At 68.4% G+C, this 14409-nt stretch carries 12 protein-coding genes; 4 read left to right on the top strand and 8 right to left on the bottom strand.

Going from position 1 to position 14409, the window contains the following annotated elements; translation table 11 throughout:
• The first annotated feature begins 10 nt into the window (after positions 1–10).
• A complete protein-coding gene (locus AMD30_RS08280) occupies positions 11–442 on the top strand; it encodes a GntR family transcriptional regulator (RefSeq protein WP_055475361.1) in 432 nt (143 codons plus the stop codon).
• Positions 443–473: 31 nt separating this feature from the next.
• A complete protein-coding gene (locus tag AMD30_RS08275; RefSeq protein WP_197282757.1) occupies positions 474–2285 on the top strand; it encodes a BCCT family transporter in 1812 nt (603 codons plus the stop codon).
• A gap of 102 nt (positions 2286–2387) precedes the next feature.
• Here AMD30_RS08275 and AMD30_RS08270 read toward each other — a convergent pair whose 3' ends face one another.
• Complete coding sequence (locus tag AMD30_RS08270; protein WP_231632661.1) at positions 2388–3692, bottom strand: aminotransferase class I/II-fold pyridoxal phosphate-dependent enzyme; 1305 nt, start codon at positions 3690–3692, stop codon at positions 2388–2390.
• A gap of 86 nt (positions 3693–3778) precedes the next feature.
• Here AMD30_RS08270 and AMD30_RS08265 point away from each other — a divergent pair, with 86 nt between their 5' ends.
• Positions 3779–4195 carry a DUF5313 domain-containing protein gene (locus AMD30_RS08265; protein ID WP_055475306.1) on the top strand — a complete coding sequence of 139 codons (417 nt, stop codon included), beginning with the start codon at positions 3779–3781 and terminating at the stop codon, positions 4193–4195.
• 34 nt (positions 4196–4229) lie between these two features.
• On the opposite strand, the gene AMD30_RS08260 is transcribed toward AMD30_RS08265, so the two are convergent.
• Positions 4230–5810 (bottom strand): glycosyltransferase family 39 protein, encoded by a 1581-nt coding sequence (locus AMD30_RS08260; RefSeq protein ID WP_055475305.1) that lies wholly within the window; start codon positions 5808–5810, stop codon positions 4230–4232.
• 38 nt (positions 5811–5848) lie between these two features.
• Here AMD30_RS08260 and rsmI point away from each other — a divergent pair, with 38 nt between their 5' ends.
• A complete protein-coding gene (gene rsmI / locus AMD30_RS08255) occupies positions 5849–6799 on the top strand; it encodes a 16S rRNA (cytidine(1402)-2'-O)-methyltransferase (RefSeq protein ID WP_084817227.1) in 951 nt (316 codons plus the stop codon).
• Here the strand turns inward: rsmI and AMD30_RS08250 are convergent.
• From AMD30_RS08250 to AMD30_RS08225, 6 genes are all read right to left on the bottom strand, one after another.
• Positions 6723–7970: a helix-turn-helix domain-containing protein gene (locus AMD30_RS08250; protein ID WP_014925980.1), complete on the bottom strand. Its 1248-nt coding sequence runs from the start codon at positions 7968–7970 to the stop codon at positions 6723–6725. The two genes, rsmI and AMD30_RS08250, sit on opposite strands and share 77 nt — an antisense overlap.
• A 30-nt stretch (positions 7971–8000) precedes the next feature.
• The gene (locus AMD30_RS08245; RefSeq protein WP_055475304.1) at positions 8001–9227 is read right to left on the bottom strand and encodes an aminodeoxychorismate synthase component I; all 1227 of its coding nucleotides are present in this window, start codon (positions 9225–9227) and stop codon (positions 8001–8003) included.
• A gap of 15 nt (positions 9228–9242) precedes the next feature.
• A complete protein-coding gene (gene metG, locus AMD30_RS08240; RefSeq protein WP_055475303.1) occupies positions 9243–10817 on the bottom strand; it encodes a methionine--tRNA ligase in 1575 nt (524 codons plus the stop codon).
• A gap of 344 nt (positions 10818–11161) precedes the next feature.
• Complete coding sequence (locus AMD30_RS08235; protein ID WP_055475302.1) at positions 11162–12403, bottom strand: HNH endonuclease signature motif containing protein; 1242 nt, start codon at positions 12401–12403, stop codon at positions 11162–11164.
• Positions 12404–12680: 277 nt separating this feature from the next.
• On the bottom strand, positions 12681–13670 hold the full coding sequence (locus AMD30_RS08230; protein WP_055475359.1) for a HEAT repeat domain-containing protein: 990 nt from the start codon (positions 13668–13670) through the stop codon (positions 12681–12683).
• Between the two features lie 2 nt (positions 13671–13672).
• Entirely contained in the window at positions 13673–14395 is a 723-nt protein-coding gene (locus AMD30_RS08225) for a HEAT repeat domain-containing protein (protein ID WP_055475301.1), read from the bottom strand.
• Positions 14396–14409 lie beyond the last annotated feature (14 nt).

Here is a 14409-nt window from a genome sequence, read left to right as displayed (position 1 = left end):
GGCTCGCGTCATGACCGGAGATCCGTCGGCCCCCGACCCGAGCAGCACCGGCCCGGCCGGCACCGGCAGCGCGTCGGCGCTCGACGCGCTGCGGATCGACGCCGGCTCCGACCGTCCCCCCTTCGAACAGGTGCGGATCGGCGTCATCGACCTCATCGAATCCGGGGAGCTGCTCACGGGTGAACGCCTCCCGACCGTGCGGGCCCTGGCATCGCGACTCGGCGTGGCGGCCAACACGGTCGCGCGCAGCTACCGGGAACTCGAGGCGGCAGGCGTCATCGAGACCCGCGGGCGGCAGGGTTCGTTCATCAGGGCCGGTCGCCACGATGCGCTCGACGCCGGTTTCGCGGCCGCCACGGCGTACGTCGAAACCGCCCGTGAGCTGGGCCTCGACGATTCCGTGATCGTTGAGATGCTCAACCGTGTGCTCGGACGAACTTGAATAGATGCACCGAGATTGATTGGCTTGAACGATGACAAGTGAACAGGATGTGATCACTGGGCGTCCGAAGCAGACACTGGACCCGGTGGTTTTCACCGTGACCGCGGTGCTCGTCATCGCCTTCGTGATCTGGGGGATCGGGGACAAGGAGAGTCTCAACTCGACCACCACCGAGGTGTTGAGTTGGATCACCAACAACCTCGGCTGGCTGTTCATCCTCTCCGCGACGGGCTTCGTGATCTTCGCCGTGTTCCTCGCCGTGTCCAAGTACGGCCGGATTCCCCTCGGCCGGACCGGGGAGAAGCCGCAGTTCCGCACCGTGAGCTGGATCGCGATGATGTTCAGCGCCGGCATGGGCATCGGGCTCATGTTCTTCGGCGCGTACGAACCGCTCTACCATTTCGCAAGTCCGCCACCGGAAATCGGTCAAGACGACATCCGCGCGGCCATGGCGACGACGATGTTCCACTGGGGTTTCCACCCGTGGGCGATGTACGCGGTCGTCGGCCTCGCACTGGCCTACAGCACGTACCGGCTGGGCCGGACCCAGCTGATGAGCGCCGTGTTCGAGCGGCTCCTCGGTCCGCGGGTGGCCAACGGCCCGGGCGGCAAGATCATCGACATCCTGGCCATCTTCGCCACCCTGTTCGGCACCGTGGCCTCCCTGGGGCTCGGCGCGCTGCAGATCGGATCAGGACTCGACACCCTCGGCTGGGTCAACGAACCGACGAAGATGTTGCTCGTCGCGATCATCGCGATCCTCACCGCGGCGTTCGTCGCATCGGCGGTGTCGGGCATCGCGCGCGGGATCCAGTGGTTGTCGAACATCAACATGGTGCTCGCCGTCGTGCTGGCACTGTTCGTCTTCATCGTCGGCCCGACAATTTTCATCCTCAATCTGCTGCCGACCACCCTGGGTGCCTACCTCACCGACATCACCACCTTCGCGGCCCGCTCCGACGCGACGGTGACCACCGAAGCGGGCCATCAGTGGCTGGCTGACTGGACGATCTTCTACTGGGCGTGGTGGGTGTCGTGGACCCCGTTCGTGGGTCTCTTCCTCGCGAAGATCAGCCGCGGCCGCACGATCCGTGAGTTCGTGATCGGCGTGATGGTCGTCCCGACGACGGTGTCGCTGGTCTGGTTCTGCATCTTCGGCGGTACCGCGATCCATCAGGACATGGAGGGCACCCTGGCATTCGATCCGGCCACCGCGGCCAGTGAGAGCACGCTGTTCGACGTGCTCGCCCACCTGCCGTGGACCGGTGTCGCCTCGGCTCTGGTGATGATCCTGGTCGGCATCTTCTTCGTGTCCGGCGCCGACTCGGCGTCGCTCGTGATGGGCACGCTCTCGCAGCGGGGTGTCGAACACCCGTCGCGTTCGCTGACGGTGTTCTGGGGTGTGCTGACGGGCGTCGTGGCCGCTCTGCTGCTGGCGATCAGTGGCGATGGCGCGCTCGACGGCATCAAGACGATGGCGATCATCGCCGCGTTGCCGTTCGTCGTGGTGATGATCGGCATGTGCCTGTCGCTCTTCCTCGACCTCCGGCGCGACCCGCTGATCGTCTCGCGTCACGTGTTGTCGGCCCAGGTCGACGAGCACGTCCGCGAGCAGGCCGTCGCCATCGCGACCGGTGAACTGGAATCGATCGACGCCGACGCGGTCCGGCATCTCGAGAGGATCGACCCCGACCTGGTCGAGCAGGCGAACGGTTCGGAGTCGGCCGGGTCGACCAACGGATCGGCGCCCGCCGAATCGACTGTCGGCGACGCCGATCGCACCGACGGGGGTCGTGACGAGGGGCAGCGCGGCACCGACCGGCTGACCGGTCCCGCGGTGTAGCGACCTCGACCCCCAAGCACGACGAATCCCGGTGGACCGCGCGGTGATGCGCGGCCCACCGGCGTATCTGGTGGGTATGGTGAGACGGCCGGCGGACCGTCGTCAGACCTGTGAGATCGCGTCGGCGAGAGCAGTCGTGAACTGTTCTGCGGTTGCCCGGTCGAGCCGGGATGTCGTGACCCGCAGACCATTCCGTTGTGTGGCGTCGTCGACGGCGAAGATCGTTCCGGGTTGCACCGCCCAACCCCGGCGTGCGAGTTCGGTGCTGACCTTCTCCGCGGGACTCTCGTCGGGCAGGTCGACCCATGCGTTGATCCCGTCCGGTGGCCCCAGGGTCGACGCGACGCCCCGCGTGGTGAGCTGATCGACGAGAAGTCGCGCGCGACGGGCATATTCGCCGCGCGCCGTGGCGATGAGCCGGGTTGTCGCCGGATCGGTCAGCAGGTGAGCGGCGGTGGTCTGCAGCAGGTGGCTGACCCAGGGGCGACCGGAGCGTAGTCGGGCGTCGAGCGCGGCGGCGGTCGTCGCGTCGGCATCGACGAGGGCGACCCGCAGGTCCGGACCCAGGAACTTCGCGACGGACCGGACGACCGCCCAGTGCCGGCTGTTGTCGGGGATCACCCGGTGGTAGTCGTGGACCGACAACAGCGAGAAGTGGTCGTCTTCGACGACGAGTACCTCGGGGTATCGCTCCAGGAGCGCACGGAGTTCACCCGCACGCGCTTCGGACAGGGCGATCCCTCCGGGGTTGTGGCCGCGGCAGGTGACGATGACCGCTCGCGCACCCTCGTCCAGCACTCGCGCCAGGTGATCGGGACGCATCCCGTGCTCGTCCAGTTCCACCGCCAGCGCGCGGTACCCGTTGACGCGGATCGTGCCGACGCTGGCGAGAAAGCACGGGTTCTCCACGGCGACGGAGTCGCCCCGGACGAGGTGCGTGTTCAGGAGTCTCTCCATCGCGTCCACGGCTCCGTGGGTCGCGATCAGTTCTCCCTGCTGCGGATTATCGCCGAACAACACCGGCGCCGCTGCCCGCAGTGCCGGTGCCACGGCGGAGGTTCCGTACATCGTCGGGCGGTAGGGCGCCGCGGCGATCGCGGCGCGCAGATCGGGGAGGAGATCGGGGTCCGGATTGCCGCCGGCCAGGTCGACGGCGTCTGCGGGAGCGGCGAGTTCGCTGCCGGGTTGAAGTCGGTCGGCGACGACCGTGCCTCCCCGACCGCGGGTGTCCGCCGCACCCAGCGCGACGAGCTGGCGGTACGCGGTGGCCACGGTGTTGCGATTGACGCCCAGCTCGACGGCGAGTTCACGGATCGGCGGCAACGAATCGCCCGGCCGTAACCGACCGGCGACGATCGCGTCGCGGGCGCTCTGAACGATCGCGTTCACTGTCTGCCCGGTGATCACGACGCACACTGTACTTCCGCCTCGACATTTTTTGTCCTAGGACAAATGCTACCGTGGCTGTACACGCGGAAGTCAGGAGTGCGCCCATGAACCAGCCACACGAATCCTCGAGCCCGGTCTGGTGGCGTTACGTCGCCTACTGGTATGGCGGCAGATTGCCTGTCTCGGTGCAGGATTGGGTGATCAACGATCTGACCGGACCAGGTGCGGCGGTGCGGATGGTCACACGGTGGTCGATACCGTGCATCCTCCTCGTGCTCCCGATGCTGTTCGTGCCGGGGCCGTGGGGGGTGCGGATCACGATGACCATGCCGATCCTGCTGTCGTACCTGTTCTTCTCCATCGCGCTGAACCGTGTCTACCGCCGCTACCGGCTGGTCCAGCACGGACTCGACCCCGAGCTGATCAACACACTCGAGCGCGCGAAGAACGCCGACCTCTATGTCGAGTACCACCGGAAATATCGCAACGAGACCACCCGGCCGTCGTCGGTCTCCCGGTAGGACCGTCCGGGGAGCCCGCCCGCTCCCGCCGGTGTCAGCCCCAGCTCGGCAGCCAGATCTGCTGCCGCCAGAGGCCCGGCGATATCGGGGAACCGGTGAGGATCGGCCACAACCACACGAAGTTGGCGACGACCAGACCCACGTACATCGCGACGACCATGATCGCCAGCGCCCGGCGCTCGGGCCGGGCGCGCGCTGTCGCGGCGGCCGAACGCAGGAGGTCACCGCAGCACAGCGCCAGGCCCATCACCAGGAACGGCGCGAGCACGGTCGCGTAGAAGAAGTACATCTGCCGGTCGAGGGCGAGGAACCACGGCAGGATGCCGGCGAGGTAGCCGACGAGCACCGCTGCGTACCGCCAGTCGCGGCGCACGATCCACGACCACAGCCCCCACAGCAGCATCGGCAACGCCAGCCACCAGAGGGCGGGCGAACCGATCAGCATCTGCGCGCGCACGCATTCGCCCCCGCCGCACTGGTCGGGACCGTTCTCGAGCGCGTAGAGCATGGGCCGCAGGCTCATCGGCCACGTCCACGGCTTGGACTCCCACGGATGATGGTTGCCCGCGGAATTGGTGAGTCCCGAATGGAATTCGAGGATGCCGGATTCGTAGTACCACAGCGATCGCCAGGCACCGGGAACCCAGGCGAACGGGCCGTCGGTGCCGATCGTATTACCCACCTGGTAGCGGTAGACCGCCGTCTCGCTGGTGAACCACGGGATGTAGGTCAGGAAGTAGATGACGACCGGCATCACGGCGAGACTCGCGCCGCTCGGGACGACGTCGCGCACGAGGGTGCCCACCCACGGACGCGGGACGCGATACGCGCGGCGGGCGGCCACGTCGAAACCGATCGCCAGGGCGGTGAAGAAGATGACGTAGTAGATGCCCGACCACTTGGTGCCGCAGTTCAGTCCCAGCATCACACCGGCGGTGAACCGGTACCAGCGGAAGCCGAGACGGGGTCCGAAGGGACTGTCGGCGATCCGGCCCTCGAGATAGACGCGGTACATCCGCTCCCGGACCTGGTCGCGGTCGGCGACGAGCGCGGCGAAAGTGGCCACGATGAACAGGGTCTGGAAGATGTCGAGCATGCCCATCCGGGACTGCACGAACAGCACGCCGTCGCAGATCGCGAAGACCCCCGCGATCGCACCCACCAGCGTCGACCGCGTGAGCCGGCGCACCGCGCAGTAGATCAGCACGACGACCAGGACGCCCGAGACGGCCGGCGCCACGCGCCATCCGAGCGGGCCGTAACCGAAGATCGCCTCGGACGCGGCCAGCATCCATTTGCCGACCGGCGGATGCACGACCAGCCCGTACGCCGGGTTGTCCTCGATCCAGTTGCCGCCGGACAGCACCTGCCAGCCCTGCGGGACGTAGTGCTTCTCGTCGAAGACCGGTGTGCCCTTGTCGGTGGGATGGGTCAGGGCCCAGAACCGGGTGACGGTGGCCAGGAGCGCGATGACCACACCGACGACGAGTCCACGACCGCGGTCGGGGGCACCGAACAGCGGTGCGGGCACGTCCGGGCCCAGGCGAGCTGGCGGGATCGGACGCCGTGCGCCGCCGCCGGACACCGGGGTGTCGTGCACGGCGGTGATGGTCACCCGATCGATCCTAGTGGTCCCTCGTAAGCTGGCTGTCGATGAACGCCGCCCAGTCCGACACACCCGATCTCGACGACGATGCGAACGTGCCCGACGATCCCGCCGTGATCGCCGATCCCGGTCCCGACCCCGAGCGCGCCTCGGACGGTGGCGGCCGGCTGGTCCTGGCGGCCACGCCGATGGGCCAGGTCGACGACGCCTCGCCGCGTCTGCGTGCGGCGCTGCAGACCGCGGACATCGTGGCCGCCGAGGACACCCGGCGTGCCCGTGCGCTGGCCGCGGCTCTCCAGGTCGAGATCGGTGGCCGGCTGGTCAGCTACTACGACCAGGTCGAGGCCGCCCGCACCCCGGGTCTGGTCAGCGCGATCGCCGGGGGACAGACCGTGTTGCTCATCACCGACGCCGGCATGCCCTCGGTCAGCGACCCCGGGTATCGGGTGGTGGTGGCGTGCGCCGACGCCGGACTCCCGGTCACGGCGCTGCCCGGGCCGTCGGCGGTCACGACGGCCCTCGCGGTGTCGGCACTGCCCTCGGAGCGGTTCTGTTTCGAGGGTTTCGCCCCCCGCAAGCCCGGCGCGCGAGCCGCGTGGCTGCGCGAACTGGTCTCCCAGCCCCGGACCGCCGTGTTCTTCGAATCACCCCACCGGCTTGCCGACACGCTCAACGCCGCGGCAGAGATCCTCGGCCCGGACCGTCGCGCCGCGGTGTGCCGCGAGATGACCAAGACCTATGAAGAGGTACGGCGCGGCGGACTGGCCGAACTCGCGGAGTGGGCGGGCACCGGCGTACGCGGCGAGATCACCGTCGTGATCGCCGGAGCCGTCGCCGCCGAACCCGACATCGACGACCTCGCTGACCAGGCCGAAGAACTCGTGGCCGGCGGCATGCGACTCAAGGACGCGTGCGCGGAGGTCACGCAGGGTTCCGGTGCCTCTCGACGCGACGTCTACCAACAGGTGCTCGAAAGACGTCGAGCTGATCCGGGCTGACCCGCAGTTCCACGCGCGGTGCGAGACGGTACGGCCGGCTCGAGACGAGCGCCCCGACCACCCGGCGCAGCCGCGACAGCTCGGCGCGCACACTCACGGTGTGCCCGTCGTCGCCGAAGAGCAGCTGGCTCAATCGCTGTGAGGTGAGGCCCTGCTCGCCGGCATCGGCGAGGAGCAACAGGATCTGGGCATGCCGTCGGGTCAGCACGGTGCGCCACGGCTCGCCGTCGCCGGTGACCGTCACGGTGGGTTCCCCGTCGAGGGAGAGTTCGGCCAGGACCGGGCCGGACGGGCCGGCCGGACGCACCAGCCAGCCCTGGCCTAGGCGCTCGACGACGCAGATGCCCAGACCCGCCACGAACTGACGCATGTTGTCCGTCGGCGCGGCGACGCGGACGGGCGGCGTGCAGCCGCGCCCCTCGGCCACCCACCCGTCGTCGTCGATGAGCAATCCCGGCCCGTGCAGGCCGGCGAGCTGGGCCTGACCGGCGAATCGCAGGTCGGCGAGCTCGCGCTGATGGGTGAGGGTGATCTCGTGTTCGCCGAGGGCGGCCAGTGCGGAGGTGAAGGCCGAGGCCGCGGGCTGCATCTCCATGGCAGGTCCGGCCAGGCCCGCGATGGCGATCATGTCGCCGGTGCGGTGGTCGTGCACCGGCACGGCGGTGCAGAACAGTCCGTGCAGTGAGCTGTAGTAGTGCTCGGCCCCGAACAGCCGTGTCGGGCGCTGCAGGCGAACCGCGAGGCCCACCGCCGTGGTCGCCGTGGAGTCCTCGTCCCACCGGCTGCCCTCGACGAGCTCGAGCCGGTCGGCCTCCGGGAGCACCGAGGCCGAACCGCCACGCCACAGCAGCACGCCGTCGGCGTCGAACACGCCCAAGGTCATCGACGCGTCGTCCGCGGACTGGGCGAACAGACGCTGGAGTGGTTGCACGGCGTCGCGCAGTGGGTGCGTGGCGCGGCGGGTCTCGAGTTCGTCGTCCGATATGTGACCCGGGTTGTGCGCGTCGACGGTGGAGCGGTGCCGGCCCGACCGGACACGACCCCACGATTCGACGACATCCCCCGGCACGTCGGAGCGTGGTGTGCCGCCCGACATGAAGGCATCGTGGTCACGGCGCAGATCACGATCGAGCACCGTGAGATCGGTGGACGACCGGATGGGCACAGTCATGTGCGGAATCGTACCCAAAGCGGCCGCCGATCATGCCCAACCGCGCGGCCTCACGATGCTCGCGGCCTTGTCGAGGCATTCCTGCCATTCCCGGGCGGGGTCGGAATCGATGGTGATCCCACCGCCGACGCCGAGGGCGAGGGTCCCGTCGGGGGTGATCTCCACGGTCCGGATGGCGACGTTCAGGTCGAGCGCGCGGTCGGGGCCGGCCATGCCGATCGCCCCGCAGTACACGCCGCGCGCGTCTGCCTCCCAGCCGTCGATCAGCTCCATCGCCCGCAGCTTCGGAGTGCCGGTGACCGACGCCGGGGGGAACGTCGCCGCGAGGACGGCGTCGTTGCCCGTGCCCGGGGCCAGGATCGCCTCGACGCGTGACACGAGGTGCCAGACGCCGGGCGCGGGCACCACCGTCAGGAGCTCGGGGACGCGCACGCTGCCGGTCACCGCGATGCGCCCCAGATCGTTGCGGACCAGGTCGACGATCATGATGTTCTCGGCGATGTCTTTGGCGGAGGCGGCCAGCGTATCGGGGTCGGCGAAGGCCGGCAGGGTGCCCTTGATCGGCGACGACGAGATGATGTTGCCGGTCCGGCGCAGGTAGGTCTCCGGTGAGAGGCTCGCCACCGACCCCCAATCTCCCTGCAGGAAAGCGGCTTTCACCGGTGCGGTGGCTCCGGCGACATCAGTGAAGTAGTCGACCGGGCGGCCGGTCAGTGTCCCGGTGAAGCGGGTGCACACGCATGCCTGGTACACCTCGCCCGCGCGGATCGCCTCGAGGCACTCCGCGATGGCGTCCAGGTGCGGAACACGTTGCGGGGGATGCCATTGCGCCGTCGGGACGGTGTCGGTCCGACGATGAGTGACAGAGGTGCGAGCCGCCCCGGCGGAGTTCACCACCGCCTCCGCCCAGTCGGGTACACCGGTGCCGGCGCAGCTCCAGCGACCGTCGCGGAGTACGAGCACGCCGTCGGTGTGCCCGCCGACATTCGGTGGCAGCGACGCGTCGTGCGGCCGCACCGGGAAACCGAGGTAGCCGAACCAGAATCGATCGGGGTCGTCCGGCGGGAGACAGCCGGGCGTCAGTTCGATCGAGGGCGCGATGACGGCGTCGGCGTCGTACCAGTCACCGATCAGCGCGGCGGGCGGCGGCAGTCGACGCGCGGCGGTCTCGGCGTGCAGGGCGCGCAGCACGTCGAGCGCCGGTGCTGTCGCGCTCGGGCCGAGCGAGCCAGACCCCACCCCGTCCGACGAGATCATGCTCGGCGTGCGGGATCAGTTCTCGTACCGAGGGAACACCGGTGACGGCTTCGGCAGCGCAGTACCGGGCGCCAGGCGGGTGCCCACGGCGGTGAATCGACGGTCGTCGCCGACGACGAGGAGGTCGAGGATCTTGCCGGACGACTCCGGCATGACCGGCTGGCTCAGGAGTGCGACGATGCGCACGACCTCGGCGCAGACGTAGAGCACCGTGCCGGTGCGCTCGAGATCGGCCTTCGCCAGTTTCCATGGCTCCTGCGCGGAGATGTACCGGTTGGTCTCGGCGAGCGTCGACCACAGGGCCTCGAGTGCCAGGTGGATGGCCTGGTTGTCGATATGGGTTCGCACGGTGTCGAGCAGCGAGTCGGCACGCGCCAGCAGCGCGGCGTCGGTCTCGGTGAGCTCGCCCGGCACCGGCAGGGTGCCGTCGAAGTACTTGCCGACCATCGACAGCGTGCGCTGGGTCAGATTGCCGAACTCGTTGGCGAGGTCGGCGTTGATGCGGGACACGATCGCCTCGGCGGAATACGAACCGTCCTGACCGTAGGACACCTCGCGGAGGAAGAAGTAGCGCACCGGATCGAGGCCGAACTCGTCGATGAGGTTCTCCGGGTCGACGACGTTGCCGACCGACTTGCTCATCTTCTCGCCCTTGTTGAACAGGAAACCGTGCGCGAAGACCCGCTCGGGCAGGTCGATACCCGCACTCATCAGGAAGGCAGGCCAGTACACACAGTGGAACCGGATGATGTCCTTGCCGATGATGTGCAGGTCGGCGGGCCAGTAGCGGGCGAACGTCTCCGGGTCGTCGACGAAGCCGACGCCGGTGAGGTAGTTGGTGAGCGCGTCGACCCACACGTACATGACGTGTTCGGGATGGTCGGGGACCGGCACGCCCCAGTCGAAGGTGGTGCGCGACACCGACAGGTCGGTCAGGCCGCCCTTGACGAAGCTGATGACCTCGTTGCGCCGGACGTCGGGGCCGATGAAGTCGGGCCGGGATTCGTACAGCTCGAGCAGTTTGTCCTGGTAGGCGGAGAGCCGGAAGAAGTAGGTCTCCTCCTCGGTCCAGGTCAGCACGTGCCCGGTGTCGGCGGCCACCCGGTCGCCGGCCTCGTTGACCTCGGTGTCGCCCTCGCTGTAGAAGGTCTCGTCGCGGACGTCGTACCAGCCCGAGTACTTGTCGAGGTAGATGTCGCCGCGGTCGCTCATGCGCCGCCAGATCTCTTCCGATGCCCGCTTGTGGTCCTCGTCTGAGGTCCGGATGAAGCGATCGAAGCTGGACCCCAGCCGCTCCTGCAGCGCCTGGAACCGGTCGGAGTTCCGGTTGGCGAGCTCTGCGGTGGGGATGCCCTCGGCGTTCGCGGTCTGCTGCATCTTCTGCCCGTGGACGTCGGTGCCGGTCAGGAACCGGACGTCGAAGCCGTCGAGTCGCTTGAACCGTGCCAGGGCGTCGGCCGAGATGTACTCGTAGGCGTGCCCGATGTGCGGAGCGCCGTTGGGGTAGGCGATCGCGGTGGTGATGTAGTACGGGCGTCCGCCGCCGTGGGAGGTACCGGACGGATCAGGGCTGGTCAGATCGGGTGCCATAGTGCCCAACAGACTACCGATCGGTGGAGACGACACCCAATTGCGGTCCGCACGATTCCTGACCGGCCCTGGTCGATCTTGCGGGTGCGCACAGTCTGTTGAAGGCTGCGGACGACGCGCCCGGGTCGGCACCGCGCGTACAGGTAGGGGACCGGCGCGCTGACCGACCTCGGACCGGTGCTGCGTCCGATCCTGCAGCCGGGTGCGTCGCCGGATACCGCGCCGGGCTCTCACACTGTGGAGTTGTCAAAGAACTGTTGTGACGATCGGGTCGCCGGGTTCTACGTACGGGTACGTCGTCGTCTCACTCGAAATGCGAGTCCGACAGCTCGGACTTGAGCGACCTACACAAGCACGTCGTCGAGCCGCATGGTGCGTCGGTTGTAGGCGGGCCGTGGCCGGCGGTCGGGGTCGATGTCTGCAGGAGGGATCAGCCAGGGGTGGCGGTCGTGGCCCATGATCACTTCCCAACCGTGGTGATGTACCTGGGTGTGACAGCGTTGGCAGAGCAGGCATCCGTTGTCGAGGTCGGTGGGGCCGCCGTCCACCCACGGCACGATGTGATGCACCTCCGTATGTGCCGCGGGTGCACCGCATTTGATGCAGCACAGGTCGCGGACCGTGATGGCCCTTCGTAAGTGAGACGGGAAGAGTCGTCTGCTGGTCCCCATCTGTAACGGCACTCCTTCTCGGTCCAGCACGATCTCGCCCACGATGGCGTCGCACGAGAGTCGTCTCGCGGTGGCCTGTGACACCGAACCGACCCAGGGCAGTCTCGCCGGCTCCTTCGCATCGGCCGGGATCGTGACCAGTAGTTGGGTTCTGGGTGTGCCGCTGGTGTCGAGGGTCGCGCCGATCGCCGCCTGATCCAGCAACAATTCGAAGCCGTCCGCCCACCGTTGTTCGCGCGTACGCCGATCCTCACTGCCGTCGGGCTCTGGTCGCGGGCAGGATCGCTCGTCGATCATGGACAGGAACTTCTCACCGATCACAGCTGTGACGTCGGCCTTGATCTCCACGCGACCGTCGTCGGTGATGTGCGAGTTCACCGCGTTCAGGGAGGAGTCCTCGGCAGCGGGGATGGCGTCGTCGGCGGTGACCTGGATGCGGTGGGAGATGGTGCGTGCGTGGTCGGCGACCTCGGTGGGGGTGGCACCCGAGAATGCCTGCGCCAGTAGTTCGGACTCGTAGCGCTCTCGATCGTCGTCGGAAAAATCTGTCGGGGTTCGTTTCTCGATGATGGTCATGCCACGGACAACGGCGTCGACGCATTCGGTCGCCAGATACCCGTCAGCGGCGCATGCGCCGAGCTTCGGCAATGAGTCGATGCCCGCCCCGATTCGCACGCTGCGGTGAGCGACCGCCGGCGCGAAACCCATCTCGATCAGCACCCCGCGCGTGGTCGACCCCACCTTGTCGGCCGCGCCGGTCGCATCGAAAGCTGCTGCGTGCACGGCGATCTGATGGCCTACCGCGTTGTACAGGAACCGGAGCTCGTCCAGTCGGTCGAGAATGCCCCGACCGGTCGGGTCGATCGGTGGTCCGAGTGCGATGACGACGTCGCGCATCTGGGGGAGCGAGGGCATGCCACCAAGGTAGTCGACAATTTGTTCGAAGGCGAGCGATTTCCACAACCAATAGTGCCCAATTAAATTACGCGGCAATGCAATTAACTTGTGCACCCTCAGTGAGCAGCAGTACCGCCAGTGAACTGCAGTGAACCGAGGTGAACAGAAGTCTCATGAGTCCCAACGTTTCACGTCGAGTGAGAATCGACGGCGACATCACCGCATTGCTGGGCGTTGTTCCGGATCGGCGGACCGCGCCATAGTGGCTCTGCCACAACGGATTCAGAGAAGTCGATCAGTCCCCGGGCCGCTGATCCAGGATCACGATCGCTGTTCGCGCCACCATGCTGTCGGCGTCACCGATGAACGCTTGCAGCGCCGAAGTCGCTGCGGTACCGGGTATCTCGGCCAGCGCCTGCACCAGTCGGGATCGCACGGCCGCATCCGGGTCGGCCCCCAGGCGGTCGACGAGCAGGTCGACGATCCGCTCGCGGTGGGCTTCGTGGCCGGCGAGGATCTCGGCGGCCTCGACATCGCGGTCGCCGGCGGCGATGAGCTCGACGAGTCCGTCGACCGCCGCGTCGATGCCGCGCCGCCCGAGCGTCAGGGCGGCCACGCGCCGGACCACGGTGTCGGGATCGTCGAGCAGGCTGTGCAACACCGCGTCGACCTGATCGTTCTCCGCGAGTGCCGCCAGCGCGGTGACCGCGCGACGCCGGATCATCGGATCGGGGTCGGCGGCGCCGTCGGAGAGTCGCCCGACTCCGCCCGGTCTCTGCGCGAGCGCCCACCGGAGCGCACCGGCGACGTTGGGATCGTTCTCGGCCAGCAGCGCGTCGGCCAGCGACTCCCCGGACACGCCCACCTCGCCGGCGAGCAGCGCGGCCCGCTGGCGAAGGGCCGCGTGTTCGGACTGGACCGCACGGAGCAGACCGATCACGTCGAGTACCGACGTCCACTCGGTGGGACCCGTCACCGCGACGCGCTGCAGCCGCTCCAGGAGCCGCGTGTCCGCGGCGATCCGCGCGCGGGTGTCGTCGATGAGCCGGTCCATCAGCGAACCGGGTTCGAAGTCCGGATCGTCGAGCGCGCGACCGACCTCGCGCAGCGAGAGTCCGAGCGATCGGAGACTCTCGACGTGCATGAGCCGCTCGAGATCCGCCGCGGCGTACTCCCGGTAGCCGCCCGACGTCCGCCCGGTGGGCCGTACGAGTCCGAGTGAGTCGTAGTGGCGCAGCATCCGGCTGCTCAAGCCGGTCTGCTGCGCCACCTCGCCGATCAGCACCGTCACGCCCCGTCGACCGACTCGGCGCCGGACGAATGCTGCTCGGACGAATCGCCGTCGGACGAATCCCTTTCGGAGGCATCACCGTTCAAGCGCGAGGCGAACTCCAAGGTGGCCTCGAAGTCGCTTTCCGGATCGTCGATCAGTCGCTCGGTCGCGGCCACGTGCGCCCGCACCTCGCGATCACCGCGCTTCTTCGCGGTGGCGAGCGGCCCAGCCGCGGAGTCGCCGAGTCCGGCGAGGGCACGGCTGAGACTCCGCCGGACGTCGGTGCTCCCGCGGCCGAGTTCGCCGGCCAGTTCGTTCGCGAGCCAGGCCTCGCGGCCGGCCGGGACCAGGACGGCGGCGGCCCGCCAGGCGGTGCGCGCCACCTCGTCGTCGGCGTCGTGCAGGAGCGTGGGGGAGATCGACGTCCATGCCGACCGGTCGCCGATCTTCGACAGGGTGTGCAGGGCCTGCGCCCGGGCCTGGGGTGACGCCGACTCCAGCTGGGGGAGGAGGACGGGCACCGTGAGGTCGGCCGGTAGGCGCGTCAGGGCCCAGGTCAGCATGTCCCGCACGAAGAAGTCCGGTTCGACGGCGCAGCGTCGGATGAGATCGTCGACGTACCCGGGATGCGGGTTGGTGCCCGCGGCCATCGCGGCACGGAGCCTCGTCGACGCGTCACCGGCCGCGAGTGCGGCCACGAGCGCGGGATCGAACGGTCGAATAGTCTGGTCGGTCATCGTCGACCACCTCC

The organism is Gordonia sp. HS-NH1 (assembly GCF_001418765.1).
GTDB lineage: Bacteria > Actinomycetota > Actinomycetes > Mycobacteriales > Mycobacteriaceae > Gordonia.
The sequence above is the reverse complement of the archived record's forward strand: the minus strand, read 5'-3'. Positions and strand labels throughout refer to the sequence as shown.